This is a genomic window from Variovorax sp. P1_G12 (genome assembly GCF_056405555.1).
Genome location: NZ_JBFUBW010000004.1, coordinates 140,362 through 164,555 on the forward strand (window position 1 = coordinate 140,362; position 24,194 = coordinate 164,555).

A 24,194-nucleotide genomic window follows, 5' to 3' on the forward strand; every position below is an offset into this window, starting at 1 on the left:
GTGAAATCGCAATCCGTCTCGGCACGCCGCCGCACCCTCTTGCTGGCCGCCTCGGCCGCCCTCGCCGCACCGCTGGCGGTGCATGCCCAAGCCGCAGACGACATCGTGATCGGCGGCTCGATCCCGATGACCGGCGTCTTCGCCTTCGCCGGCATCGGCATCAACGCCGGCATCGCCGACTACGTGAAGATCGTCAACGACGCCGGCGGCATCAAGGGCCGCAAGCTGCGCTACGTGCCGGAAGACACCGGCTACAAGGTCGATGCCTCGGTCGCCGCCTTCAAGAAGATCACGAGCCAGAACAAGGTCAACCTGTACTACGGCGACTCCACGGGCTTCGCCAAGACCATCAACCCCGAGCTCGACCGCAGCGGCCAGATCATGATGGCCGGCGCCTCCTTCGCGACCGAGCTCAACGACCCGGCCAAGTACCCGAACCAGTTCCTGGTCGGGCCCGACTACACCGAGATGTTCGGCATCCTGCTGAAACACATCGCCAAGGAAAAGCCCGGCGCCAAGGTGGCCTTCGTGTATTCCGACTCCGAATTCGGTCGCGACCCGATCGAGGCCAGCGAGGCGATGGCGAAGAAGCTGGGCCTCTCGGTGCCGGTCAAGCTCATGACCCCGCCCGGCAGCGTCGACGTGTCGACCGAGGTCATCAAGCTGCGCCGCGCCAATCCCGACTACACGATCTTCCACGGCTACATCCTGGCGCCGATCCCCGAGTTCGTGCAGCAGGGCAAACAGATGGGCATGACCAGCAAGTGGATGGGCACCTTCTGGACCATGGACAGCTCGACCGTGATGAAGATGGGCGAGGCCGGTGACGGCTTCATGGGCGTGATGCCCTACCGCTACTACTACGACACCTCGGCCAAGTCGCCGATGCTCGACAAGATCCGCCAGATGCGCCCCGAGTACCAGAGCACGGCCTACACCCAGGGCTTCCTGACCGCGATGCTGTTCACCGAGGCCGCCAAGCGGACGCTCGATGCCGGCAAGCCGCTCGACGGCAAGAACCTCAAGGCGGCACTCAACACCATCAAGGACTTCGACACCGGCGGCCTGATCGGCGTGCCGATCACGATCAAGGGCAACTCGATCCCGGTGGGCCGCGTGTACACGGCCGACATGAAGACGCAGAAGATGGTGCCGTCCTCCGACTGGATCAAGCTGGACTGAAGGATGGACGGCGCGCCGGCGGACCTGGTCCTTGAGATCAACAACATCGAGGTGGTCTACAACAAGGTGGTGCAAGTGCTGCGCGGCCTGTCGATGGCCGTGCCGCGCGGCGAGATCGTGGCGCTGCTCGGCAGCAACGGCGCCGGCAAGTCGACCACGCTGAAGGCGGTGTCCGGCCTGCTGGCGCTCGAAGACGGCGAACTGCAGGCCGGCCGCATCGCATTCAACGGCATTTCGACCGACCGCCTGGCGCCGCAGCAACTGGTACGGCGCGGCCTCTGCCACGTGATGGAAGGCCGGCGCGTGTTCGAGGACCTCACGGTCGAGGAAAACCTCGTGGCCGCCACCTACGCGCACACCGGCCGCGGGCCGGCGCCGCGCAATTTCGATGGCGTCTATGCCTACTTGCCGCGCCTGCACGAGCGCCGCAAGGGCCTGGCCGGCTACCTGTCGGGTGGCGAGCAGCAGATGCTGGCGATCGGCCGCGCGCTAGTCGCCGAGCCCGAGCTGATCCTGCTCGACGAACCCTCGCTCGGCCTGAGTCCCAAGCTGGTCGAGGACATCTTCACGATCATCGCGCGCATCAACGCCGAACGCGGCGTGTCGATGCTGCTGGTCGAGCAGAACGCCAGCGTGGCGCTGGCCGTCGCCCACCGCGGCTACATCATGGAGAACGGAAAGATCGTGATCGACGGCAGTGCCGAGCGGCTCGCGGCCGACCCCGACGTGCGCGAGTTCTATCTCGGCGTGGGCGGCGGCGGCGAGGCGCGCAGCTTCCGCGGCCTCAAGCACTACAAGCGCCGCAAGCGCTGGCTGTCATGACGAACCATGCCCTCCCCGCGCTGACCCTGCCTCAGATGCTGCGCGAGCAGGCGCGCACGCGGCCCGCCGCGATCGCGATCCGCCAGAAGGACTTCGGCATCTGGCATCCGGTGCACTGGGCCGACTACCACCGCCGAGCCAGCCACTTCGGCCTCGGGCTGCGCGCGCTCGGGCTGCCGGCCGGCGGCCACCTGGGCATCCTGTCCGAGAACCGCATCGAGTGGGTGCTGGCGCAGATGGGCGCCGGGCTGGTCGGCGCCGTGACGGTCGGCATCTACCCCACCAGCCCGAGCAGCGAGATCGCCTACGTGGTCGCCCATGCCGACATCGAGGTGATCCTCTGCGAGGACCAGGAGCAGACCGACAAGGTGATCGAGGCGCTGGACCGGCTGCCGCGGCTCGCGAAAATCATCGTCATCGAGACCAAGGGCCTGCGCAGCCTCGACCCCGCGCTGCGCGAACGCGTGCTCAGTTTCGAGGAGGTCGAACGCGCCGGCGCCGCAGCCGCGGCGCAAGGCGGCCAGGCGCAGATCGACGCCGCGCTGCAGGCCCAGACGCTGGACCAGATCGGCCTGATGATCTACACCTCGGGCTCCACCGGCAAGCCCAAGGGCGCCATGATCTCCTGGCGCAACATCCGCGGCGCGGTGCCGGGCATCGTCGATCGGCTCGGGCTGGACCGGGACACCACGCACCTGTCGTACCTGCCGTTGTGCCACGTGGCCGAGCAGATGCTCTCGACCTTCGTGCCGCTCTACCTCGGTTCGCAGGTCAACTTCGGCGAATCGATCCGCACGGTGCAGGAAGATCTGCGCGAGGTCGCGCCGACCATGTTCCTCGGCGTGCCGCGCATCTGGGAGAAGCTGCACGCCGGCATCAGCATCAAGATGCAGGAGGCCGGACGGCTGCAGCGCGCGCTGTACCGGCGCGCGCTGGCGGCGGGCATGCCGCTGGCCGAGAAGCCGCGCAGCACCTGGAGCCTGGGCGAGCGAACCCGCTTCGCACTGGCTTACTGGACCGTGCTGCGCGCGCTGCAGAACTTCATCGGCCTGCGCCACGCGAAGGTCGCGCTGACCGGCGCGGCGCCGATCCCCCCCGACGTGGTGCGCTTCTTCCGCGCGCTCGGCGTGCCGCTGGTGGAGGTCTACGGCCTGACCGAATCGACCGGCATGATCACCGGCCACCGCCGCGACGAGGTCCGGATCGGCACCGTCGGACCGCCGACGCTCGGCACCGCGCATCGCGTCGGCGACGACGGCGAGTTGCTGGTGCAGGGCGAGATGGTGTTCGAGGGCTACTACAAGAACCCCGAAGCCACCGCGGCCTCGATCCGCGACGGCTGGTTGCACACCGGCGACGTGGTGCGCGAGGAAGACGGCCAATTGCGCATCGTCGACCGCCTGAAGGACATCATGATCACCGCCGGCGGCAAGAACCTGACGCCCTCGGAGATCGAGAACACGATGAAGGGCAGCCCTTTCATCAAGGAATGCATCGTGGTGGCGGACGGCCGAAAGTTCGTCGGCGCGCTGGTGCAGATCGACTACGAGACCGTCGGCAAGTGGGCCGAGGCCGAACGCATCCCGTTCACGCACTTCCGCTCATTGGTGGACCAGGCGCGGGTGCGGGGACTGATCGACGCCGAGATCCAGCGCGGCAATGCGCAGCTGGCGCAGGTCTCGCAGGTCCGGCGCTTCCACCTGCTGACCAAGGAACTCGACCACGACGATGGCGAGGTCACCGCAACCATGAAGGTGCGGCGCGCCAGCATCTACCAGCGCTATGCGGACGACATCGAGGCGCTGTACCGCGCCTGATCAGTTGCCGCCGCCGTCGCGCGGCACCGGACGGGCCTGCACGTCGGTGACCACGCCCGGATCGCGCAATCGCACCGGACTGTCGGCCGCCTGTCCCTGGGCACGGGCGCCCGCCACGTCGGACGCGCTCGGCTCGGCCGGACGGCCGGCGGCGCGGAAGCGGTCGAAGCCGCCACGCGGATCGAAGCGCATCACCCAGGGCTGAACCGGCTTGCCGGTGAGACGCGCCCAGCCATAGCGCAGGCCCCAGACCGCCGCCAGCAGCAGCACGGCGACCGCCAGGCTGGCCGCGAACACCAGGCCCAGGAGGAAGAGGATCAGGCGGACGAGAAAATTCACCATCGTTCTTAGTCCACGGCCTCGACGCTTGGTTCCCCGGCCTTGCGGAACGCGAACTGGCCCGGAGCCTGGATCGGGTCGGTGTTGACCACGATCGTGTCCTTGGGCCCGAAGCTGCCGTCGAGCAGCAGCTTCGACAGCGGATTCTCGATCCGCTGCTGGATCGCGCGCTTGAGCGGCCGGGCACCGAAGACCGGGTCGAAGCCGACCTTGGCGATCTCGGCCAGCGCGGCCGGCGACACCTCGAGACCGAGGTCCATCTTCGCCAGGCGGTCCGTCAGCACCTTGAGCTGGATCGCGGCGATCGCCTCGATATTCTTGGCGTCGAGCGCATGGAACACCACGGTCTCGTCGATCCGGTTCAGGAACTCGGGCCTGAAGTAGTTCTTGAGCTCATCCCAGACCGCCTCCTTGATCTCCTCGGTCGGCTGCCCGACCATCGACTGGATGATCGGCGAGCCGATGTTGCTGGTCATCACGATCACCGTGTTCTTGAAGTTCACGGTGCGGCCCTGGCCGTCGGTCAGACGGCCGTCGTCGAGCACCTGCAGCAGCACGTTGAAGACGTCCGGGTGCGCCTTCTCGACCTCGTCGAGCAAGAGCACGCTGTAGGGCTTGCGGCGCACGGCCTCGGTCAGGTAGCCGCCCTCCTCGTAGCCCACGTAGCCGGGCGGCGCGCCGATCAGGCGCGCGACCGAGTGCTTCTCCATGAACTCGCTCATGTCGACGCGGATCAGGTGGTCCTCGCTGTCGAACAGGAAGCCCGCCAATGCCTTGCACAGCTCGGTCTTGCCGACCCCCGTGGGGCCGAGGAACAGGAAGGAGCCAGTCGGGCGGTTCGGGTCCGACAGGCCGGAGCGCGAACGGCGGATCGCGTTGGCGACCGCACCGATGGCCTCGTCCTGGCCGACCACGCGCTCGTGCAGCTTGTCTTCCATCATCAGCAGCTTGTCGCGCTCGCCCTGCATCAGCTTGGACACCGGGATGCCGGTGGCACGCGCCACGACCTCGGCGATCTCCTCGGCGCCGACCTGGGTGCGCAGCAACGTGGGTGCGCTGGACTTGCCCTTGCTGGCCTCGGTGTCCTGCGCTTCCTTGAGCCGCTTCTCGAGCCCCGGCAGCTTGCCGTACTGCAGCTCGGCCACCTTGTTGAAGTCGCCCTTGGCCGTGAACTCGGCGATCTGGAACTTGATCTTGTCGATCTCCTCGCGGATCTGCGCACTGCCCTGGGCCTGCGCCTTCTCGGCCTGCCAGACCTCGTCGAGATCGGCGATTTCCTTCTGCAGGTTGGCGATGTCATGCTCGATCAGTGCGAAGCGCTTCTGCGAGGCCTCGTCCTTTTCGCGGCGCACGGCTTCGCGCTCGATCTGCAGCTGGATCAGGCGGCGGTCGAGCCGGTCCATGACCTCGGGCTTGGAGTCCATCTCGATCTTGATCTTGGCCGCGGCCTCGTCGATCAGGTCGATCGCCTTGTCGGGCAGGAAGCGGTCGGTGATGTAGCGGTCGCTCAGCTCGGCCGCGGCGACGATCGCCGGGTCGGTGATGTCGACGCCATGGTGGACCTCGTACTTTTCCTTCAGGCCGCGCAGGATCGCGACCGTCGCTTCGACGCTCGGCTCGCCCACGAGGATCTTCTGGAAGCGGCGCTCCAATGCGGCATCCTTCTCGATGTACTTGCGGTATTCGTCGAGCGTGGTCGCGCCGACGCAGTGCAGCTCGCCGCGCGCGAGCGCCGGCTTCAACATGTTGCCCGCATCCATCGCGCCCTCGGCCTTGCCGGCGCCGACCATGGTGTGCAGTTCGTCGATGAAGACGATGGTCTGGCCCTCGTCCTTCGCGAGTTCGTTCAGCACGGTCTTCAGACGTTCCTCGAACTCGCCTCGGAACTTGGCACCGGCGAGCAAGGCCGCCATGTCGAGCGACAGCACGCGCTTGCCCTTGAGCGAATCGGGCACCTCGCCGGCGACGATGCGCTGCGCGAGGCCTTCGACGATGGCGGTCTTGCCGACGCCGGGCTCGCCGATCAGCACGGGGTTGTTCTTGGTGCGGCGTTGCAGGACCTGGATGGCGCGGCGGATTTCCTCGTCGCGCCCGATCACCGGGTCGAGCTTGCCCAGCCGGGCGCGCTCGGTGAGGTCCATGCAGTATTTCTTGAGTGCTTCGCGCTGGCCTTCGGCATCGGCGCTGTTCACGCCCTGGCCGCCGCGCACCGCCTCGATGGCGGCTTCGAGCGACTTGCGCGTCACACCGTTGCTGCGCGCCAGATTGCCGATCTCGGCCTTGCTGTCGGCCACCGCGAGCAGATAGAGCTCGCTCGCGATGAACTGGTCGTTGCGCTTGATGGATTCCTTCTCGGTCGCCTGCAGCAGCTTGGCCGTTTCGGGGCCGACCTGGACCTGGTCGTGGCCCTCGACCTGCGGCAGCTTCTTGATCGCCGCCTCGGCGGCCTGCAGCAGACCGGGCACGTTGGCACCGGCGCGCTCGAGCAGCGCGCGTGGGCCGTCGTCCTGGCGCAGCATGGCGACCAGCAGGTGGACGGGTTCGATATAGGCGTTGTCGTTGCCCAGCGCGAGCGACTGAGCGTCGCTCAAGGCTTCTTGAAATTTGGTAGTGAGTTTGTCTTGACGCATGGCTTGATTCCTGCATTCAAAATAGGGCCGTTCCGGATCGATATCAAGACCTTCCGGACATTTTTCCATCCCCATCATTGGAGTCGATAGATGCTGAAGTCAACATGGAGTGGCGCCACGCGCGTCGCGCGCGGTTTTTTCGCGGCCGGCCTGCTGGCCGCCGGGGGATTGGCGCTGGCCCAGCCGGCCGGCACGCCGGTCCGGCTCCTGGTCGGATTCCCGGCCGGCGGCGGCACCGACGTGATTGCCCGCACGCTGGCCGAGAAGCTCAAGGACGAGCTCGGCACCTCCGTGGTGGTGGACAACCGCGCCGGCGCCGGCGGCCAGATCGCGGCGCAGGCGCTCAAGGCGGCGCCGGCCGACGGCCACACCTTCTTCCTCTCGCATGACCACTCGATCTCGATCCTGCCACAGGTGGTCAAGAACCCGGGCTTCGATCCGGCGCGCGACTTCGTGCCGGTGGCGGGCTTCGCCACCTTCGCCAACGCGCTCGCCGTATCGGGCGGCACGCCGGCCAAGTCGGTCAACGAATACGTGGCCTGGGTCAGGAAGGAGCGCGGCGGCAAGGACACGATCGGCGTCCCGGCGCCGGCCTCGATCCCCGAATTCCTCGTCAAGCTGATCGGCGCCAAGTACAAGATCGATGTCCAGGCCGCGCCCTACCGCGGCAGCGCGCCCATGCTCGCCGACATGCTGGGCAACCAGATCTCCTCCGGCATCGGCTCCATTCCCGACTTCATCGAGAACCAGAAGGCCGGCAAGATCCGCGTCGTCGCGGTGATCGGCGACAAGCGCCAGGCCGTGCTGCCGCAGGTGCCGACCTTCGCCGAGCTGGGTCTCGCGGGCCTCGAAGACCTGCCCTACTACGGCATCTTCGCGCCCGTGGGCACACCCCAGCCCGTGATCGACCGCTTCGGTGTCGCGTTGGCCAAGGTGCTGGCGATGCCCGACGTGCGCGATCGCCTGACCGCCATGGGCCTCACGGTCGGCTATATGCCGCAAGGCCAGTTCGCAGGGCGGGTCCGGAGCTACACCCAGACCTGGGCGCAGATCATCAAGGCCAGCGGCTTCCAGCCGCAATGACTGGCTCGCCCCCCAAGGTTGGGCTCACTTCGTGTAGCCCGCCCACCCCCCTGCCGGGGGGCGCTGCCAGCGGCCCGGCGAAGCCGGTTCCGCGGCAGCCCACGAAGGCGGCGCGCTGGGCGCGGCCGGCATGCGGATGGGGCTCGGGGTCAGGCGTTGCTGATGGTGATGCCCCAACGGGCCATGGCCTCGTCGTCGGTGGCGCGGGCATCGACCCAGCGGGCACCCTCGGGTGTTTGCTCTTTCTTCCAGAACGGCGCCTGGGTCTTGAGGTAGTCCATCAGGAACTCGCAGGCCTGGAAGCTCTCGCCACGGTGCGCCGAGGTCACGGCGACCATCATGATCTGGTCCTCCGGCTGCAGCAGCCCGACGCGATGGATCACGCGGGCGCCGAGGATGTCGAAGCGCCGATGGGCCTCGTCGATCATGGCCTCGATGGCCTTCTCGGTCATGCCCGGGTAGTGCTCGAGTTCCATCGAGGCCACGGTGCTGCCGTCATTGCGGTCGCGCACCGTGCCGATGAAGCTGCAGACCGCACCGACCCGGGCGTCGCCGGCGCGCAACGCGGCAACCTCCTCCTGCAGGTCGAAGTCCTCTTTCTGAATCGAAACGCGTGCGGGAGTCATGACCGGATTGTGGCACCGCGATACACTCGCGCGATGCCTTCCAGCGCCCTGCAATCCCGCCTTTCTTCTCGCGAAGAAGCGGCCTGCACACGCCTGCAAGGCAAAGCCAAAAAACCCGAGCTCGTCTGACCGGAGCTTCGGTTCCGTCGTCGGATGAGCGACGGAACTGCAAGGCCTCTGGCCAGAGTGGGTGGCGTGCGCGCATTCGACGGTGGTTTCCTCCATCGGTCGACTCCTGAAAGGACCACTGCGTGCAAGACTCTCATTCACCCTCCCCCGATTTCTCGGGCCTCTGGATTCCGCTCGTGACGCCGTTCCGCGACCACGCGGTCGACCATGCCGCGCTGGCGGCACTGGTCGAGCGGCTGGCGCCCACCGGCATCGCGGGCTTCGTCGTTTGCGGCTCCACTGGCGAGGCGGCCGCGCTCGACGCCGACGAGCAGTTGGCCGTGCTGGCCACGGTGGCCCAGGCGGCCCCCGCGCTGCCGCGCATCATGGGCCTGTCGGGCTACCACCTGGGCAAGACGCTGGGCTGGGTGCGTGAACTCGGCTCGCACGGTCTGGCCGGTCTGCTGGTGCCGGCGCCGAGCTACATCCGCCCCTCGCAAGCCGGCCTTGTCGAATGGTTCGGCGCCATCGCCGACGCCAGCGCGGTGCCGCTGCTGATCTACGACATTCCCTACCGCACCGGCATCGCGATCGAGCGCGAGACGCTGCTGGCGCTCGCGGCCCATCCGCGCGTTCGCGGCATCAAGGACTGCGGCGGCGACCTGCCGAAGACCCGCGCGCTGATCGCCGACGGCCGGCTGCAGGTGCTGGCGGGCGAGGACGCGCAGTTGTTCAGCACCGTGGCCGAAGGCGGCGCCGGCGCGATCGCCGCGAGTGCACACCTGCAGACCGGGCGCTTCGTGGCGGTCTTGCGCCTGCTCGGCGAAGGTCGGCTGGCAGAGGCGCGCGCGCAGTGGCAGCCCCTGCTGCCGCTGATCGAAGCGCTGTTCGCCGACGCCAACCCGGGCCCCTTGAAGGCGGCACTGGCCGCGCAAGGCCTGCTGCAGGACGAGCTGCGTTCGCCGATGACACGCGTCGCGCCCGAGCGGCGCGCGCGCCTGCTCGCCACGCTGGAAGCGCTCAGCCGCCCGTGACCGGCGGGAAGAAGGCGACCTCGCTGCCCTCGCGCAGCAAGGCGGCCTCGCTGCTCATGATCTGGTCGAGCGCCATGCGCACCGCCCGGCCGCGCGCCAGGGCGCTCGCATGCGGCCCGCCGCGCGCGATCAGTTCGTCGCGCAGCGCGCCCAAGTCGGACGCCGCGGTGTCGACCGTTTCGCCGCCGGTTCCGAGCGCCTCGCGCACCGAGGCGAAGTAGCGAACATGGACTTTCATCTTCAACCCAAGAGCGAAGCGAAGGGAATGAACTGCACCGTGTCACCGGCCTTGAACGGCTGGCCCGCGGGCGTGTCGATCACGCCGTCGCCCCACACCATCGAGGTCAGCACGCCGGAGCTCTGGTTGGCGAACAGGTCGAGGCCGCCGGCCGCGTTGCGCCGCGCGCGCAGGAACTCGCGCCGCCGGTCGGCCCGCGGCCAGTCGAAGTCGGCGCGCATCGCGATCGGCTCCGGGGCCACGCGATTCGCCCCCTGCAAGGTCAGCAGGAAGGGCCGCACCAGCAGCAGGAAGGTCAGGAAGCTCGACACCGGATTGCCTGGCAGGCCGGTCAGGTGCGCATCGCCGATGCGGCCGTAGGCGAAGGGCTTGCCCGGCTTCATCGAGAGCGACCAGAGATCGAGCTGTCCGAGGTGCTCGACCGCGCCCTTGATGTGGTCTTCCTCGCCGACCGACACGCCCCCGGTGGTGATGATCAGGTCGTTGCTGAGCGAGGCCGCGCGCAGCGCCTCGATGGTCGAATCGCGCCGGTCCGGCACGATGCCCAGGTCGCTGACCTCGCACCCGAGACGCACGAGCAGCGCCCGCATGAAGAAACGGTTGGAGTTGTAGATCGAACCCGGCTTCATTGCCCCGGGCGCCACCTCGCCGGGCATCACGAGTTCGTCGCCGGTCGACAGCAGCGCGACCCTCGGCCGCTTCGCCACCTGCAGGCGGTCCAGCCCGACGCTCGCGGCCAGGCCCAGGCCTGCGGGCGTGAGCCGTTCGCCGCGGGACAGCACCACGTCGCCGGCCGCGACGTCCTCGCCGGCGCGGCGGATCCACTGGCCCGCAGCCGGTGCGATGTCCATGCGCACGCGGCCCAGGCCGCCTTCTTCCGGCAGCGCGGCCGTGTCTTCCTGCATCACCACCGCGTCCGCGCCCTCGGGGATCTGCGCGCCCGTGAAGATGCGCGCGGCCGTGCCCGCGGCCAGCGGCGTGCCCACGCTGCCGGCCGGGATTCGCTGGGCCACCCGCAGCACGACGCCGGCCGTGGCGCAATCGGCGCTGCGCACCGCGTAACCGTCCATCGAGCTGTTGTCGCGCGGCGGCACGGTGAGCGCCGACACCACATCCTGCGCCAGCACGCGGCCATCGGCCTCGAAGGTCGACACGCTCTCGGTGTCGACGCGCGGCGTGGCGGCCGCCAGCAGCCGCGCAAGCGCCTCGTCGAGCGGCATCAGGGGCGGACGGTTGGAAGTGCTAGCCATGGTGCTCCACCTTGTAGTCGAAACGGTCGGCGTGTCGCAGCAGCCAGTCGCCGATGCCATCGACGTCGTCGAGGTCAAAGATCGGCAGCTCGGTCGGCCGCGGCAGCCCTGCGGGATCGTCGGTCGCGACGCCGACGATGAACGGGTCCTCGATGTAGCGCGCCGGCCGCGCGACCTCGCCGGCCGCGGGCGCGCGCCAGATCTCGATCTTGCGCAGGTCGCTGTGCTTGAAGCCCTCGACCAGCACCCAATCGACGCCGGCATCGAGCTCGGCGATGAGCTCGTGCACGCCGAGCTGGGTCGGCCGCTCGAACTCGCGAATCAGCGCCAGCCGCTTGTCGGATGCCACGACCACCTCGAAGGCGCCGGCCTCGCGATGCCGGAACGTGTCCTTGCCCGGATGATCGATGTCGAACTTGTGGTGCGCATGCTTGACCACCGAGACCCGCTGGCCGTGCAGCTTGAGCACCGGGATCAATCGCTCCACCAGCGTGGTCTTGCCCGCGCCCGAGTAGCCGGCGAAGCCGATGACTTTCATGCGCCCGCCACGTCAGTCGCAGTTCTGTGCAATGTAGGCCTTGACCGCCTCGGCATCGGCCGGCAGCTTGACGACGCGCTTCGGCAGCGCTTCGATGCCTTCGAAGCGCGCGGGTCGATCGGGCTCATGGCCCAGGGCCTCGACGATGGTCTCGGCGAACTTGATCGGCAGCGCGGTCTCCAGCACGATCATCGGCACGCCCGGCACGAGATGCTCGCGCGCGGCCTTCAGGCCGTCGGCGGTGTGGGTGTCGATCAGCGTGGCGAATCGCTTGTCGGTGTCGCGGATGGTCGCCAGCCGGTCGGCGTGGGTGCTGCGGCTGCTGACGAAGCCGAAGCGGGTCGCTGCACCGGCGAAGGCCGGGTCGGCGCTGAGGTCGAAGCGGCCGGCGCTGCCCAGTGCGCCTTCGAACAGCGCGCGCGTCTTGGCGGCGTCGCGGCCGACCAGGTCGAACACGAAGCGCTCGAAATTGCTGGCCTTCGAAATATCCATCGACGGGCTGGAGGTCTCGTGCGTGTCGGCGGCCGAGCGCACGCGGTAGACGCCGGTGCGGAAGAACTCGTCGAGCACGTCGTTCTCGTTGGTCGCCACCACCAGCGTGCGGATCGGCAGGCCCATCATGCGCGCCACGTGGCCGGCGCAGACGTTGCCGAAGTTGCCCGAGGGTACGGTGAAGCTGACCTGCTTGTCGTTGAAGCCTTTCATCGCCGGGCCGCCCCAAGATGAAAGAGCCCCCTCGGGGGGCAGCGAGGACACGCCAGTGCCGAGCGTGGGGGCCGATGTCGCCTGGAAGTAGCCGGCGAAGTAGTAGACGACCTGCGCCAGCAAGCGCGCCCAGTTGATCGAGTTGACCGTGCCGATCTTGTACTTGCGCTTGAAGGCCAGGTCGTTCGACACCGCCTTGACGATGTCCTGGCAGTCGTCGAACACGCCGCTGATCGCGATGTTATGGATGTTCGCATCCTGCAGGCTGAACATCTGGGCCTGCTGGAACGGGCTCATGCGGCCGTCCGGCGAGGTCATGAAGACCCGCACGCCCTTCTTGCCGCGCATCGCGTACTCGGCCGCGCTGCCGGTGTCGCCGCTGGTGGCGCCGAGGATGTTGAGTTGCTCGCCGCGGCGACCCAGTTCGTACTCGAACAGGTTGCCCAGCAGTTGCATCGCCATGTCCTTGAAGGCCAGCGTGGGGCCGTTCGACAGGGCTTCGAGGTAGACGCCGTCCTCGAGCTCGCGCAGCGGGACGATCTCGTCGGTGCCGAACACCTCGGCGGTGTAGGTGCGGGCGCAGATCCCCTTCAGGTCGTGCTGCGGAATGTCGTCGATGTAGAGCGAGAGGATCTCGAAGGCCAGGTCGGCATAGGGCAACCCGCGCCACTTCGCGAGCGTGGCCGCATCGACCTTGGGATACTGCTCGGGCAGATACAGCCCGCCGTCGGGCGCCAGGCCTTCCAGCAGGATGTCGCAGAAGCGGCGGCGGTCCGGATGGCCGCGCGTGGACAGGTAGCGCATCAGGACAGCTCTTCCTTGCGGATGCGCACGATCGGCGCCAGCACGGTCGGCAGCGCCTGCAGGTCCGCCAGCGCGGCGTCGAGCGTGCCTTCACGCGTGTCGTGCGTGAGGATGATCAGGTCGGTCTGGGTCGAGCCTTCGCCGCCCACTTCGTCGGCCTCGCGCTGCAGCACGGCGTCGATGCTGATGCCGGCGCTCGCCAGCAGGCCGGTCACCTTGGCCAGCACGCCGGCCTCGTCGGCCACGCGCAGGCGCAGGTAGTAGCTGGTGACGACCTCGGCCATCGGCAGGATCTTCAGGTCGCTCATCGCGTCCGGATGGAAGGCCAGGTGCGGCACGCGGTGTGCCGCATCGGCGGTGTGCAGGCGCGTGATGTCGACCAGGTCGGCGATCACCGCGCTGGCGGTCGGCTCGCTGCCGGCGCCCTTGCCGTAGTAGAGCGTGGTGCCGACGGCGTCGCCATTGACCACCACCGCGTTCATCGCGCCCTCGACATTGGCGAGCAGGCGCTTGGAGGGCACCAGCGCCGGGTGCACGCGCAGCTCGATGCCCTGCGCCTTGCGCTTGGTGATGCCCAGCAGCTTGATGCGGTAGCCGAGCTGCTCGGCGTACTTGATGTCCTGCGCCGCCAGCTTGGTGATGCCCTCGACGTGGGCGCGGTCGAACTGCACCGGAATGCCGAAGGCGATCGCGCTCATGAGCGTGACCTTGTGCGCGGCGTCGACGCCCTCGATGTCGAAAGTCGGGTCGGCCTCGGCGTAGCCCAGGCGCTGCGCCTCCTTCAGCACGGTGTCGAAGTCCAGGCCCTTGTCGCGCATCTCCGACAGGATGAAGTTGGTGGTGCCGTTGATGATGCCGGCGATCCACTGGATCGAGTTGGCCGTGAGGCCCTCGCGCAGCGCCTTGATGATCGGGATGCCGCCGGCCACCGCGGCCTCGAAGGCCACCATCACGCCCTTGGCATGAGCGGCCGCGAAGATCTCGGTGCCGTGCACCGCGAGCAGCGCCTTGTTGGCCGTGACCACGTGCTTGCCGGCGGCGATCGCCTCCAGCACCAGCGCCTTCGCGATGCCGTAGCCGCCGATCAGCTCGATCACGATGTCGATCTCGGGGTTGGCGATCACGGCACGCGCGTCGCCGACCACCTGTACGCCCTCGCCGACCACCGAGCGGGCACGCGCGGTGTCGAGGTCGGCGACCATGGTGATCTCGATGCCGCGGCCCGCACGGCGCTTGATTTCTTCCTGATTGCGCTGGAGCACCTGGAAGGTGCCGCTACCGACCGTGCCGATGCCGAGCAGGCCAACTTGGATGGGTTTCATTCGATTCGTCTTCTGGAGCAATGGGGCTCAGGCGCCCCGGTTTCGATAGCGTTCGAGGAAGCCGGCGATGCGGCCGACCGCCTCGCGCAGGTCCTCTTCGTGCGGCAGGAACACGATGCGGAAGTGGTCGGGCGCGGTCCAGTTGAAGCCCGTGCCCTGCACCAGCATCACCTTGGTCTCCTTGAGCAGTTCAAGGAAGAACTGCCGGTCGTCCTCGATCGGATAGACCTTCGGATCGAGCTTCGGAAACATGTAGAGCGCCGCGCTGGGCTTGACGCAGCTCACGCCCGGAATCGCCGTGATCAGCTCGTAGGCCAGGTCGCGCTGCCGGCGCAGGCGCCCGCCCGGATGGACCAGGTCGTTGATGCTCTGGTAGCCGCCCAACGCGGTCTGGATCGCCCACTGGCCCGGCACGTTGGCGCACAGCCGCATGTTCGAGAGCATGTTGAGGCCCTCGATGTAGTCGCGCGCCATCTTCTTGTCGCCCGACACCACCATCCAGCCGGAGCGGTAGCCGCAGGAGCGGTAGCTCTTGGAGAGCGAGTTGAAGGTCAGCGTCAGCACGTCCTTCGACAGGCTGGCGATCGCCGTGTGCTTGACGTCGTCGTACAGCACCTTGTCGTAGACCTCGTCCGCGAAGATCGCCAGGCCGTGCTCGCGCGCGATCGTGACGATGCCCTTGAGCAGATCGTCCGAGTACAGCGCGCCGGTGGGATTGTTCGGGTTGATCACCACGATGCCCTTGGTGCGCGGCGTGATCTTGGCGCGGATGTCGTCCAGGTTCGGCATCCAGCCGTTGTCCTCGTCGCACAGGTAGTGCACCGGCCGGCCACCCGAAAGGCTCGCCACCGCGGTCCACAGCGGATAGTCGGGCATCGGAACCAGCAACTCGTCGCCGTCGTTGAGCAGCGCGTTGGTGGCCATCGCGATCAGCTCGCTGGCGCCGTTGCCAAGATAGATGTCATCGAGCGTGACGCCCGCGATGCCCTGCTTCTGGGTCTCGTGCATCACCGCCTTGCGCGCCGCGAAGATGCCCTTGCTGTCCGAGTAGCCCGCCGAGGCCGGCAGGTTGCGGATCATGTCCTGCTGGACCTCCTCGGGCGCATCGAAGCCGAACACCGCCAGATTGCCGATGTTGAGCTTGATAATCTTCTGGCCCTCTTCCTCCATCTGCTTCGCGGCGTCCATGATCGGGCCGCGGATGTCGTAGAGCACATTGGCCAGCTTGGCCGATTTCTTGAGCGGTTTCAAAGTCCCTCCAAGGGGGTCTGCGCAGGGGAAAACCTATAATTTGACCACAGATCACCCCCCCTCCTCGATGAAGCTACAGCCCGACAAATCCGACGTCCAGACCCTCACTGCGCACGGCCCGGGCTGGGTCGCCATCAACAACGAACGGGTCGAATCCAGCGTGGTGGTCGGCTCCCGCGGCGAGCGCTTCGAGTGGGATGCCGGCGAATTCGGCCAGCTCGGTGCGGAGCACTTCGCACAACTGGCCGCGCTCGGCGCCGAACTGATCATTTTCGGCAGCGGCAAGCGCATCCGATTTCCGCAACCCGCCTGGCTCCAGCCGCTGATGGCGCAGCGCATCGGCGTCGAAACCATGGACACGCCGGCGGCCTGCCGCACCTACAACATTCTCGCGAGCGAAGGCCGCCATGTGGTCGCCGCACTCCTGATCGAGAAGCCCCAAGGGCAATAGGAGGCATTTCGGGGTAAAATTGCGGGTTGCGAACCGGTGGCTCGCCCTCCTCAGTTAGCAACGACCAATCCTCCATGGTCTCGACGGGCTTCGACCGGGTCGGACATGGAATCAAACGGAGAAAACAAGATTCATGGCGATCGTTGTCAACAAACCCATCCCCGAATTCGACGCCAATGCGACAGGCGGCCTGAAGGTCTCGAACACTTCGCACCTCGGCCACGTGCTGGTCATGTATTTCTACCCTAAAGACAATACCCCCGGCTGCACCACTGAAGCAATGCAGTTCCGTGACCGCTACAAGGACTTCGAAAAGGCCGGCGCCACGGTATTCGGCGTGTCGCGCGACAACATGAAGTCGCACGACGAATTCAAGGCCAAGCTCGAACTCCCCTTCGAGCTGATCGCGGACACCGAAGAAAAGATGTGCCACATGTTCGGTGTGGTCAAGAACAAGATCATGTACGGCAAGAAGGTCAAGGGCATCGAGCGCAGCACCTTCCTGATCGGCGCCGACGGCGTGCTCAAGGCCGAATGGCGGGGCCTGAAGGTTCCGGGCCACGTCGACGACGTCCTGAAGGCGGTCAAGGCGCTCAAGAAAGCTGCCTGAAGCCTGAATTCGTGTGGTTTTGCGCACTCGCGTTGGCGAAGCGCAACGATCACGGGTTGCGTCACGTGCGATGTGCATAATGGCTTCATGCCGTTGAGCTCCACGACCGCATCCACCGAACAAAGCCGCCCTGGTCTTCAGGCGGCTTTTTCGCTTTCTGGCACCCTTCCTTTTGCGAGCGACACCCCCCATGCCTCTGCCTCCCGCCCCCACGAAACGCGCCGCCCTGCTGTCGCCGGACGCGCACGACGCGCCCGCCCGTTCCTCGCAGGGACGCAACGGTCGCCGCTCGTCCGACCGCAGGACTGAACAAAGCGGCTCGAGCGGGCCCCAGCCGCTCGAATTGTTCGATCGCCACGTCGCGGAGGCCGGCGGCCCTGTCGAGCCGCCACCGCTGCCCGCCAAGGCGAAGGCGCCGGCCCGCCCGGTGCCGGAGCCCGCCGTACAGGTCGAGACGCGCGCCAAGGCCGTCCCTGCCCCTGCGCCCCAAGCGCCGGCGCGTCCCAAGCGCAGCAAATCCAACGGCCCGGCCAAGCTCTTCGTGCTCGACACCAATGTGCTGCTGCACGATCCGATGTGCCTGTTCCGATTCGAGGAGCACGACATCTTCCTGCCGATGATCGTGCTGGAAGAGCTCGACGGCCACAAGAAAGGCACCACCGAGGTCGCGCGCAACGGCCGCCAGACCAGTCGCACGCTCGACGCGCTGGCCGGCGCCCAGGGTGCCGACATCGGCAAGGGGCTGAAGCTCGACACCACCGGCCACCGCGAGGCCGGCGGCAAGCTGTTCTTCCAGACCGCCCCACTCGACTACACGCTGCCGACCAGCCTGCCGCAGGGCAAGGCCGACAACCAGATCCTCGGCGTCGTGCAGGCACTGCGCGATCTCTACGCCCAGGAGGCGCCCGGCCGTCTGAAGCAGGAGGTGGTGTTGGTGTCGAAGGACATCAACATGCGCGTCAAGGCACGCGCGCTCGGCCTCGCGACCGACGACTACCAGAACGACAAGACGCTGGAGGACGGCGACCTGCTCTACGCCGGCTCGCTCGCGCTTCCGGCCGATTTCTGGACCCGCCAGAGCAAGACGATCGAGAGCTGGCAAAGCGGCAGCAGCACCTTCTACCGGATCAGCGGCCCGATCGTGCCCAACCTCTTCATCAACCAGTTCGTCTACTTCGAGGCTCCCGGCGAGCCCAGCATGTATGCGCGCGTGACCGAGATCCGCGACAAGACCGCGGTGCTCAAGACGCTGAAGGACTACGGCTCGGCCAAGAACGCAGTCTGGGGCGTCAATACACGCAATCGCGAGCAGAACTTTGCGATGAACCTGCTGATGGACCCGGAGGTCGACTTCGTCACGCTGACCGGCACCGCCGGCACCGGCAAGACGCTGATGGCGCTGGCCTCGGGCCTGACGCAGGTGCTCGACGACCGCCGCTACACCGAGATCATCATGACCCGCGCGACCGTGAGCGTGGGCGAAGACATCGGCTTCCTGCCCGGCACCGAGGAGGAGAAGATGGGCCCCTGGATGGGCGCGCTCGACGACAACCTCGAGTTCCTGGCCAAGGGTGACGGCGGCGGTGCCGGTGAATGGGGCCGCGCGGCCACCAACGAGCTGATCCGCAGCCGCATCAAGATCAAGAGCATGAACTTCATGCGCGGGCGCACCTTCCTGAACAAGTACGTGATCATCGACGAGGCGCAGAACCTGACGCCCAAGCAGATGAAGACGCTGGTGACGCGCGCGGGCCCGGGCACCAAGATCATCTGCATGGGCAACCTGGCGCAGATCGACACGCCCTACCTCACCGAAGGCTCGTCGGGCCTCACCTTTGCGGTCGACAAGTTCAAGGGCTGGCCGCACAGCGGGCACATCACGCTGGCGCGCGGGGAGCGCTCGCGACTGGCGGATTTCGCGAGCGAAGTGCTGTAGCTCGCCCCCCAGGTTGCCCCGCACTTCGTGTCGGGGCGCCCCCCCCACCGTTTCGCGGTGTTTCACGAACGGGCCTGCGCTGCGCGCAGGCCGTTTTTTTTGGTCTGCTGAAGGCTCCTGACAATACGTTGTCAGGAGGCTCCGCGCAGCATGGAGGCTTCAATCACTGACACAGGAGAGCACCATGACTGCCACCACCATCAACTGGTTCGAGATTCCCGTTGCGAACCTCGACCGCGCGCAAGCCTTCTACGAGAAGGTGCTCGGCCGCACGCTGAAACGCGAGGCCATGGGCGGCGACCCGATGGCGATCTTTCCCTATCAGGAGCCGGCCACCGGCGGATGCCTGATGGCCGGCGGCCCGCGCGCCGCAGCGGCGGGCAGCGGTGTGCGGATCTATCTCGACTGCATGCCGAGCATCGACGCCGCCCTGTCGCGCGTCGCCGCGGCAGGCGGTGGGATCGTGACGCCGAAGACCGCGCTGCCGGAGGGCATGGGCTTCTTTGCCGTTCTGCGCGACACCGAAGGCAACGAAGTGGGCCTGCACGCGCTGGCCTGAAATCGGTGACAGCCATGACCCACAGGAACTGGATCGCCGTCGCCAGCGCGGAGCATGCGCGCCGCGGCCGCGACAATGCCGAAGGCGGCTTCATGCAGGTCGGCCACGGCAAGCTTGCGCCGCTCAAGCGCATCAGGGCCGGCGACCATGTCGCCTACTATTCGCCGACCACGGTACTGGGCGGCGCCGACAGGCTGCAGAGCTTCGTGTCGATCGGCGTCGTGCACGGCGACGAGCCCTACGAGGCCGACATGGGCAACGGCTTCGTGCCGTGGCGGCGAGACGTGCACTACGCCGCCGCCAGCGAAGCGCCCATCCTGCCGCTGATCGAACAGTTCGATTTCGTCGAAGACCCGAAGCGCTGGGGCAGCAAGTTCCGCTTCGGCATGTTCGAAGTCAACGACCACGATTTCCGCCTGATCGCGGCGGCCATGAAGGCCGACCGCAAAGGCCTCAACCTCTGAATGCCATGATGGAGAGAACCATGCAACCCCAACTTCAGCGCCTCGATCCCTTCAAGGTCGCCGGACTCACCGCACGCACCACGAACCGCGACGAGAGCGACCCCGAGGCCGCGCGCATCGGMACGCTCTGGAACCGCTTCTTCGGCGAGCGCGTCTACGAGACGACGCCTCACCGCATCGACGACATGCGGCTCTACGGCGTCTACTCGGCCTACGAGACCGACGCGCACGGAGCCTTCGACATCACGACCGGCGTCGCGGTGGCCGATGGCCCTGCGACGGTGCGGATCGAAGGCGGCGAATACCTGGTGTTCACCGGGCAAGGCGAAATGCCGCAGATGGTGCTCGCGGTCTGGCAGGCGATCTGGCACTATTTCGACGCTCACCCGGAAATCCGGCGCCGCTACCAGAGCGACTTCGAGGCCTACAGCGGGCCCGACCAGGTCGCCATTCACATCGGAGTCCTGACGGACTGAAAAAGCTCGCGCTCCCCGACTTCGAAACCAGACTCCTGGGAAGCTGATCCCGATCCATGCGCCGTGCCGACCGCTTGTTCCAGATCGTCCAGATCATTCGTGGGCGGCGGCTCACCACGGCCGCCTTCCTTGCGCGCCGTCTCGAGGTCTCCGAGCGCACGGTGTACCGCGACGTCGCCGATCTGCAGCGCCAGGGCGTGCCGGTCGAGGGCGAAGCGGGCGTCGGCTATCGCCTGGGCGCGGGCTTCGACCTGCCGCCGCTGATGTTCACGCAGGACGAGGCCGCGGCACTGGTGGCATCGGCGCGCCTGGCGCAAAGCTGGGTCGACGCCGCGATGGCGCGCGACATCGAATCGGCGCTCGGCAAGATCCTGTCGGTGCTGCCGCCGGCGGCGCGGGTATCGGCCGAAAGCCTGGCGCTCTACGCCCCCGCCTACGTGCTCGACGCCGGCACGCGGTCGCGGCTGCAGACGCTGCGCGAGGCCGTGCAGTCGCGCCACAAGCTGCGCATGGACTACCGCGACGTCGCGGGCGCCCCCAGCCAGCGCACGGTGCGCCCGCTGGGCTGTTTCTACTGGGGCAAGGTCTGGACCTTCTCGGCCTGGTGTGAACTGCGCAATGACTTCCGCGGCTTCCGGCTCGACCGCATTGACGCCATCGAAGTGCTGCCGGAGCGCTTCAGGGACGAGTCCGGCAAGACCCTGGCCGACATGCTGCGCCAGCTCAAGGCCGATTCCGGCGGGACCGCCTAGATGGCCCCCACGCTCCTTCACTTCGTGTGGTCGCTGCCCCCCGAGGGGGAGACGGCAGGCCGCCCGTCTGCGCGAAGCGCGGACTTCGCCGCGCTGGCGGCCCGGCGCCGGCCTAGAAGTCGTTGGCGCCGGCGAGGTTCTCGAACTTGGTCAGCGGCTTCAGGAACGCCAGCTTGACGGTGCCCGTCGGGCCGTTCCGGTGCTTGCTGATGATCACTTCGGCGACGCCGGGTTCCTTGCTGTTCTTGTCGTAGTAGTCGTCGCGATAGATGAACATGATGATGTCGGCATCCTGCTCGATCGCGCCGGATTCGCGCAGGTCGCTCATCATCGGACGCTTGTCGGTCCGGCTCTCGACGCCGCGGCTCAGCTGCGACAGCGCGATCACCGGACACTTGAGTTCCTTGGCCAGCATCTTCAGGCCGCGCGAGATTTCACCCACCGCGGTGGCGCGGTTCTCGTCGTTCATGCTGGTCGACACGCTCATGAGCTGCAGGTAGTCGACCACGATCAGGCCGAGCTTGCCGTACTGGCGCGCCAGGCGCCGCGCATTGGCGCGCAGCTCGCTGGTGGTCAGGCCGGGCGTCTCGTCGATGTGCAGCGAGACGTTGCGCAGTTTCTCGATCGCCTCGGTCAGGCGCGGCCATTCCTCGTCGGTCAGCTTGCCGGTGCGCAGGTGGCCCTGGTCGATGCGGCCGATCGAGCCGACGATACGCACCGCCAGCTGGGAGGCCCCCATTTCCATCGAGAACACTGCCACCGGCAGGCCTTCGTTGAGCGCCACGTGCTCTGCGATGTTGATCGCCAGCGAGGTCTTCCCCATCGAAGGGCGCGCGGCCAGCACGATCATGTCGCCCGGCTGCAGGCCGGAGGTCATCTTGTCGAACTCGTAGAAGCCGGTGCGCACGCCCGTGATGTCGTTCGGGTTCTCGGCCATCTCGGTCACGCGGTCCAGCAGTTCGACCACCAGGGAGTCCATGCCCTGGAAGCCCTGCTTCATGCGCGTGCCTTCCTCACCGATGTTGAAGATCTTCTGCTCGGCCTCGTCGAGGATCTTGTCGACCGCCTTGCCCTGGGTGTTGAAGGCGTTGGTCGCGATCTCGTCGCTGGCGCTCACGAGCTTGCGCAGGATCGAACGCTCGCGCACGATTTCGGCATAGCGGCGGATGTTGCTGGCGCTCGGCACGTACTGGGCGAGCGAGTTGAGGTAGCCGAGCCCGCCGATCTCGTCGGCCTTGCCGAGGTTCTGCAGCTGCTCGTAGACCGTGATCACGTCGGCCGGCTTGCTGGCATTGATCAGCGTGCCGATGGCCGCGTAGATCAGCTTGTGCTCGTGGCGGTAGAAATCGCCATCGACCACCACGTCGGCCATGCGATCCCAGGCACCGTTGTCGAGCAGGAGCCCGCCCAGCACGCTCGATTCGGCCTCGATCGAATGCGGTGGGATGCGCAATTGCGCGATCTGGCGGTCGGACGACGGGTCGTTATCGGCGTAGGAAAAAACTGCGGACATGAAGTTCCTTGCAACCATGCATGCTAAGCGGCGGCGGGCGCGGCGTCACGTGGACAAGGCTGTGAATAAGCGGTGATCTTCCGGTGCAGCGTCTGGGACAACCCATCCGCCCGGAAAAAGAAAAGCCGCCCGAAGGCGGCTCTTCCAAGCGCGCGAAGCGCGTCGGGCGATCAGGCGGTTTCGCCGTAGACCGCGACGGTGATGTCGACCACCACGTCGGTGTGCAGCGCGACGCTGACGGTGCTGTCGCCAGCGACCTTGATCGGGCCGTTGGGCATGCGCACCTGCGACTTCGCCACCTTGTAGCCCTGCTTGTTGAGCTCTTCGGCGATGTCGCTGTTGGTCACCGAGCCGAACAGGCGGCCGTCGACGCCGGCCTTCTGGGTCAGCTTGACGGTGGTGCCGGCGAGCTTCTCGCCCTGGGCTTGCGATTCGGCCAGCTTGGCGGCAGCAGCCTTTTCGAGTTCGACGCGCTTGGCTTCGAATTCGGCCTTGTTGGCTTCGGTGGCACGGCGGGCACGGCCCGACGGGATCAGGAAGTTGCGAGCGTAACCGTCCTTGACCTTGACGATTTCGCCGAGCACGCCGAGGTTGACGACCTTGTCCAGAAGAATGACTTGCATGGTATCTGGCTCCTTAGACGCGGTGTTGGTCGCTGTACGGCACCATCGCGAGGAAGCGGGCACGCTTGATCGCGGTGTTGAGCTGGCGCTGGTAGATCGCGCGCGTGCCCGTCAGGCGTGCGGGGATGATCTTGCCGTTTTCGCTGATGAAGTCGCGCAGGGTGTCGATGTCCTTGTAGTCGATTTCTTCGACGCCGGCGACGGTGAAGCGGCAGAAGCGCTTGCGCTTGAACAGCAACGACTGGGTGTTGCGCTTCGGACGCTTGTCCTTGTTGAATTTCTTGAACGTGGCCATTTTTGGACCTCTAGAAAATTAGTTGAATTCTTGAATGTGAAGCACGGGATGCTTGGCCGTACCCGGTGTGGCGAGGAAGCCCTGGAATCGCCAGAGACTGCCCAGCTCCTGCCTTGCGAGCCGCTCGGCCACTGCGCCGAACGCGACGGCCTTGATGGCCGCCTTGACCTGTCGGGGCTGGGCCGCTTCGGTCACTGTCGACTCGTGTTCGAGTCGCAGGTCGATGGCGGGCAATCCGGCAGGCGTGTAACGCATGGCTCCGAGTTCGGCGACGCAGGCAGTCAGCACCAGCTGATTGACCGCGGCAGCGCTCACAACATCAGTTGTTGTTGGCGGCGTATTCGGCCTGCTGGGCCTTGCGGGCCTCTTCGCGCTCGACCGTCTTCATCATCGACGAAGGACCGGTGTCGGCCTTCTTCTTGACCACGGTGAGGTGGCGCAGAACGGCGTCGTTGAACTTGAACGCGTGCTCGAGTTCGGCCATGACGGTCTGCTCGGCTTCGATGTTCACGCACAGGTAGTGCGCCTTGTTGAGCTTGTTGATCTGGTAGGCCAGCTGACGGCGGCCCCAGTCTTCAACGCGGTGGACCTTGCCGCCGCCGGCCGTGATCAGGCCCTTGTAGCGTTCCAGCATGGCCGGAACTTGCTCGCTCTGATCCGGATGGATCAGCAAAATGATTTCATAGTGACGCATTGGCACTCCTTGTGGATTTTTCCCGCGATTGGCAGGAAAGGGGTTGAGCCACCCGCGGCGTCAGACGTGGTG

The 24,194-nt window shown here is 66.9% G+C and carries 26 protein-coding genes; 12 read left to right on the forward strand and 14 right to left on the reverse strand.

The features are described from left to right. The 3 genes from AC1D2O_RS06295 to AC1D2O_RS06305 are packed head-to-tail and all read left to right on the forward strand — an operon-like array spanning position 1 to position 3,821. Positions 1-1,182: an ABC transporter substrate-binding protein gene (locus AC1D2O_RS06295; RefSeq protein WP_478089218.1), complete on the forward strand. Its 1,182-nt coding sequence runs from the start codon at positions 1-3 to the stop codon at positions 1,180-1,182. 3 nt (positions 1,183-1,185) lie between these two features. Beyond that, positions 1,186-2,004 (forward strand): ABC transporter ATP-binding protein, encoded by an 819-nt coding sequence (locus AC1D2O_RS06300; RefSeq protein WP_478089217.1) that lies wholly within the window; start codon positions 1,186-1,188, stop codon positions 2,002-2,004. Then, on the forward strand, positions 2,001-3,821 hold the full coding sequence (locus tag AC1D2O_RS06305; protein ID WP_478156516.1) for an AMP-dependent synthetase/ligase: 1,821 nt from the start codon (positions 2,001-2,003) through the stop codon (positions 3,819-3,821). Before AC1D2O_RS06300 ends, AC1D2O_RS06305 begins: the two co-directional genes overlap by 4 nt. Here the strand turns inward: AC1D2O_RS06305 and AC1D2O_RS06310 are convergent, their stop codons facing one another. Both AC1D2O_RS06310 and clpB read right to left on the reverse strand, forming a co-directional pair. Then, on the reverse strand, positions 3,822-4,163 hold the full coding sequence (locus AC1D2O_RS06310) for a hypothetical protein (protein ID WP_478089926.1): 342 nt from the start codon (positions 4,161-4,163) through the stop codon (positions 3,822-3,824). It abuts the gene before it with no gap. 5 nt (positions 4,164-4,168) lie between these two features. Continuing rightward, the gene (gene clpB, locus AC1D2O_RS06315) at positions 4,169-6,790 is read right to left on the reverse strand and encodes an ATP-dependent chaperone ClpB (RefSeq protein ID WP_478156517.1); all 2,622 of its coding nucleotides are present in this window, start codon (positions 6,788-6,790) and stop codon (positions 4,169-4,171) included. Between the two features lie 90 nt (positions 6,791-6,880). Here clpB and AC1D2O_RS06320 point away from each other — a divergent pair, with 90 nt between their 5' ends. Next, positions 6,881-7,873, forward strand: coding sequence for a Bug family tripartite tricarboxylate transporter substrate binding protein (locus AC1D2O_RS06320; RefSeq protein ID WP_478089928.1), 993 nt, complete (start codon positions 6,881-6,883; stop codon positions 7,871-7,873). 149 nt (positions 7,874-8,022) lie between these two features. On the opposite strand, the gene AC1D2O_RS06325 is transcribed toward AC1D2O_RS06320, so the two are convergent. After that, positions 8,023-8,499, reverse strand: coding sequence for a molybdenum cofactor biosynthesis protein MoaE (locus tag AC1D2O_RS06325; protein WP_478089929.1), 477 nt, complete (start codon positions 8,497-8,499; stop codon positions 8,023-8,025). A 251-nt stretch (positions 8,500-8,750) separates the two neighbouring features. Here AC1D2O_RS06325 and dapA point away from each other — a divergent pair, with 251 nt between their 5' ends. Beyond that, positions 8,751-9,641, forward strand: coding sequence for a 4-hydroxy-tetrahydrodipicolinate synthase (gene dapA, locus AC1D2O_RS06330; protein WP_478156519.1), 891 nt, complete (start codon positions 8,751-8,753; stop codon positions 9,639-9,641). Here the strand turns inward: dapA and AC1D2O_RS06335 are convergent. Genes AC1D2O_RS06335 through AC1D2O_RS06360 form a run of 6 tightly spaced genes read right to left on the reverse strand, consistent with a single transcriptional unit; the run spans position 9,628 to position 15,749 of the window. Beyond that, a complete protein-coding gene (locus tag AC1D2O_RS06335) occupies positions 9,628-9,879 on the reverse strand; it encodes a MoaD/ThiS family protein (protein ID WP_478089931.1) in 252 nt (83 codons plus the stop codon). The two genes, dapA and AC1D2O_RS06335, sit on opposite strands and share 14 nt — an antisense overlap. 2 nt (positions 9,880-9,881) lie before the next feature. Then, on the reverse strand, positions 9,882-11,129 hold the full coding sequence (locus tag AC1D2O_RS06340; RefSeq protein ID WP_478089932.1) for a molybdopterin molybdotransferase MoeA: 1,248 nt from the start codon (positions 11,127-11,129) through the stop codon (positions 9,882-9,884). Beyond that, positions 11,122-11,667, reverse strand: coding sequence for a molybdopterin-guanine dinucleotide biosynthesis protein B (gene mobB / locus AC1D2O_RS06345; protein ID WP_478156521.1), 546 nt, complete (start codon positions 11,665-11,667; stop codon positions 11,122-11,124). Before mobB ends, AC1D2O_RS06340 begins: the two co-directional genes overlap by 8 nt. Positions 11,668-11,679: 12 nt before the next feature. After that, positions 11,680-13,176, reverse strand: coding sequence for a threonine synthase (locus tag AC1D2O_RS06350; protein WP_478089934.1), 1,497 nt, complete (start codon positions 13,174-13,176; stop codon positions 11,680-11,682). Continuing rightward, positions 13,176-14,498, reverse strand: coding sequence for a homoserine dehydrogenase (locus AC1D2O_RS06355; protein ID WP_478089935.1), 1,323 nt, complete (start codon positions 14,496-14,498; stop codon positions 13,176-13,178). Before AC1D2O_RS06355 ends, AC1D2O_RS06350 begins: the two co-directional genes overlap by 1 nt. 27 nt (positions 14,499-14,525) lie before the next feature. After that, positions 14,526-15,749 (reverse strand): pyridoxal phosphate-dependent aminotransferase, encoded by a 1,224-nt coding sequence (locus tag AC1D2O_RS06360; protein WP_478089936.1) that lies wholly within the window; start codon positions 15,747-15,749, stop codon positions 14,526-14,528. A gap of 67 nt (positions 15,750-15,816) precedes the next feature. Between AC1D2O_RS06360 and AC1D2O_RS06365 the strand changes: the two genes are divergently transcribed. The 7 genes from AC1D2O_RS06365 to AC1D2O_RS06395 all read left to right on the forward strand — a co-directional run bounded on the left by AC1D2O_RS06365 (position 15,817) and on the right by AC1D2O_RS06395 (position 20,997). Then, a complete protein-coding gene (locus tag AC1D2O_RS06365) occupies positions 15,817-16,200 on the forward strand; it encodes an Mth938-like domain-containing protein (protein ID WP_478156523.1) in 384 nt (127 codons plus the stop codon). Positions 16,201-16,333: 133 nt separating this feature from the next. Then, on the forward strand, positions 16,334-16,810 hold the full coding sequence (locus AC1D2O_RS06370; protein WP_021006537.1) for a peroxiredoxin: 477 nt from the start codon (positions 16,334-16,336) through the stop codon (positions 16,808-16,810). 190 nt (positions 16,811-17,000) lie between these two features. Next, the gene (locus AC1D2O_RS06375) at positions 17,001-18,746 is read left to right on the forward strand and encodes a PhoH family protein (protein WP_478090848.1); all 1,746 of its coding nucleotides are present in this window, start codon (positions 17,001-17,003) and stop codon (positions 18,744-18,746) included. A gap of 184 nt (positions 18,747-18,930) precedes the next feature. After that, the gene (locus AC1D2O_RS06380) at positions 18,931-19,305 is read left to right on the forward strand and encodes a VOC family protein (RefSeq protein ID WP_478090847.1); all 375 of its coding nucleotides are present in this window, start codon (positions 18,931-18,933) and stop codon (positions 19,303-19,305) included. 14 nt (positions 19,306-19,319) lie between these two features. Further along, positions 19,320-19,769, forward strand: coding sequence for an EVE domain-containing protein (locus AC1D2O_RS06385; protein WP_478090846.1), 450 nt, complete (start codon positions 19,320-19,322; stop codon positions 19,767-19,769). Positions 19,770-19,789: 20 nt separating this feature from the next. Further along, positions 19,790-20,245 (forward strand): GyrI-like domain-containing protein, encoded by a 456-nt coding sequence (locus tag AC1D2O_RS06390; protein WP_478090845.1) that lies wholly within the window; start codon positions 19,790-19,792, stop codon positions 20,243-20,245. 56 nt (positions 20,246-20,301) lie between these two features. Continuing rightward, positions 20,302-20,997 (forward strand): helix-turn-helix transcriptional regulator, encoded by a 696-nt coding sequence (locus tag AC1D2O_RS06395; protein ID WP_478090844.1) that lies wholly within the window; start codon positions 20,302-20,304, stop codon positions 20,995-20,997. A gap of 112 nt (positions 20,998-21,109) precedes the next feature. On the opposite strand, the gene dnaB is transcribed toward AC1D2O_RS06395, so the two are convergent. The 5 genes from dnaB to rpsF form a co-directional block, all read right to left on the reverse strand. Beyond that, the gene (dnaB, locus tag AC1D2O_RS06400; protein WP_478090843.1) at positions 21,110-22,510 is read right to left on the reverse strand and encodes a replicative DNA helicase; all 1,401 of its coding nucleotides are present in this window, start codon (positions 22,508-22,510) and stop codon (positions 21,110-21,112) included. Positions 22,511-22,680: 170 nt separating this feature from the next. Continuing rightward, positions 22,681-23,133: a 50S ribosomal protein L9 gene (rplI, locus tag AC1D2O_RS06405; protein ID WP_478090842.1), complete on the reverse strand. Its 453-nt coding sequence runs from the start codon at positions 23,131-23,133 to the stop codon at positions 22,681-22,683. Between the two features lie 13 nt (positions 23,134-23,146). Then, positions 23,147-23,428 (reverse strand): 30S ribosomal protein S18, encoded by a 282-nt coding sequence (rpsR, locus tag AC1D2O_RS06410; RefSeq protein ID WP_007830781.1) that lies wholly within the window; start codon positions 23,426-23,428, stop codon positions 23,147-23,149. Between the two features lie 18 nt (positions 23,429-23,446). Continuing rightward, positions 23,447-23,743, reverse strand: coding sequence for a primosomal replication protein N (priB, locus tag AC1D2O_RS06415; RefSeq protein ID WP_478090841.1), 297 nt, complete (start codon positions 23,741-23,743; stop codon positions 23,447-23,449). Positions 23,744-23,747: 4 nt separating this feature from the next. Continuing rightward, positions 23,748-24,122, reverse strand: a complete 375-nt coding sequence (gene rpsF / locus AC1D2O_RS06420) for a 30S ribosomal protein S6 (protein ID WP_286610166.1) — start codon at positions 24,120-24,122, stop codon at positions 23,748-23,750. Between the last annotated feature and the right edge of the window lie 72 nt (positions 24,123-24,194).

What these genes read in the sequence shown, in the direction of transcription:
- AC1D2O_RS06300 (WP_478089217.1), top strand. Translation starts at nt 1,186, where the DNA reads ATGGACGGCGCGCCGGCGGACCTGGTCCTTGAGATCAACAACATCGAG.
- AC1D2O_RS06305 (WP_478156516.1), top strand. Translation starts at nt 2,001, where the DNA reads ATGACGAACCATGCCCTCCCCGCGCTGACCCTGCCTCAGATGCTGCGC.
- AC1D2O_RS06310 (WP_478089926.1), bottom strand. Translation starts at nt 4,163, where the DNA reads ATGGTGAATTTTCTCGTCCGCCTGATCCTCTTCCTCCTGGGCCTGGTG.
- clpB (WP_478156517.1), bottom strand. Translation starts at nt 6,790, where the DNA reads ATGCGTCAAGACAAACTCACTACCAAATTTCAAGAAGCCTTGAGCGAC.
- AC1D2O_RS06320 (WP_478089928.1), top strand. Translation starts at nt 6,881, where the DNA reads ATGCTGAAGTCAACATGGAGTGGCGCCACGCGCGTCGCGCGCGGTTTT.
- AC1D2O_RS06325 (WP_478089929.1), bottom strand. Translation starts at nt 8,499, where the DNA reads ATGACTCCCGCACGCGTTTCGATTCAGAAAGAGGACTTCGACCTGCAG.
- AC1D2O_RS06335 (WP_478089931.1), bottom strand. Translation starts at nt 9,879, where the DNA reads ATGAAAGTCCATGTTCGCTACTTCGCCTCGGTGCGCGAGGCGCTCGGA.
- AC1D2O_RS06340 (WP_478089932.1), bottom strand. Translation starts at nt 11,129, where the DNA reads ATGGCTAGCACTTCCAACCGTCCGCCCCTGATGCCGCTCGACGAGGCG.
- mobB (WP_478156521.1), bottom strand. Translation starts at nt 11,667, where the DNA reads ATGAAAGTCATCGGCTTCGCCGGCTACTCGGGCGCGGGCAAGACCACG.
- AC1D2O_RS06350 (WP_478089934.1), bottom strand. Translation starts at nt 13,176, where the DNA reads ATGCGCTACCTGTCCACGCGCGGCCATCCGGACCGCCGCCGCTTCTGC.
- AC1D2O_RS06355 (WP_478089935.1), bottom strand. Translation starts at nt 14,498, where the DNA reads ATGAAACCCATCCAAGTTGGCCTGCTCGGCATCGGCACGGTCGGTAGC.
- AC1D2O_RS06365 (WP_478156523.1), top strand. Translation starts at nt 15,817, where the DNA reads ATGAAGCTACAGCCCGACAAATCCGACGTCCAGACCCTCACTGCGCAC.
- AC1D2O_RS06370 (WP_021006537.1), top strand. Translation starts at nt 16,334, where the DNA reads ATGGCGATCGTTGTCAACAAACCCATCCCCGAATTCGACGCCAATGCG.
- AC1D2O_RS06375 (WP_478090848.1), top strand. Translation starts at nt 17,001, where the DNA reads ATGCCTCTGCCTCCCGCCCCCACGAAACGCGCCGCCCTGCTGTCGCCG.
- AC1D2O_RS06380 (WP_478090847.1), top strand. Translation starts at nt 18,931, where the DNA reads ATGACTGCCACCACCATCAACTGGTTCGAGATTCCCGTTGCGAACCTC.
- AC1D2O_RS06385 (WP_478090846.1), top strand. Translation starts at nt 19,320, where the DNA reads ATGACCCACAGGAACTGGATCGCCGTCGCCAGCGCGGAGCATGCGCGC.
- AC1D2O_RS06395 (WP_478090844.1), top strand. Translation starts at nt 20,302, where the DNA reads ATGCGCCGTGCCGACCGCTTGTTCCAGATCGTCCAGATCATTCGTGGG.
- dnaB (WP_478090843.1), bottom strand. Translation starts at nt 22,510, where the DNA reads ATGTCCGCAGTTTTTTCCTACGCCGATAACGACCCGTCGTCCGACCGC.
- rplI (WP_478090842.1), bottom strand. Translation starts at nt 23,133, where the DNA reads ATGCAAGTCATTCTTCTGGACAAGGTCGTCAACCTCGGCGTGCTCGGC.
- rpsR (WP_007830781.1), bottom strand. Translation starts at nt 23,428, where the DNA reads ATGGCCACGTTCAAGAAATTCAACAAGGACAAGCGTCCGAAGCGCAAC.
- rpsF (WP_286610166.1), bottom strand. Translation starts at nt 24,122, where the DNA reads ATGCGTCACTATGAAATCATTTTGCTGATCCATCCGGATCAGAGCGAG.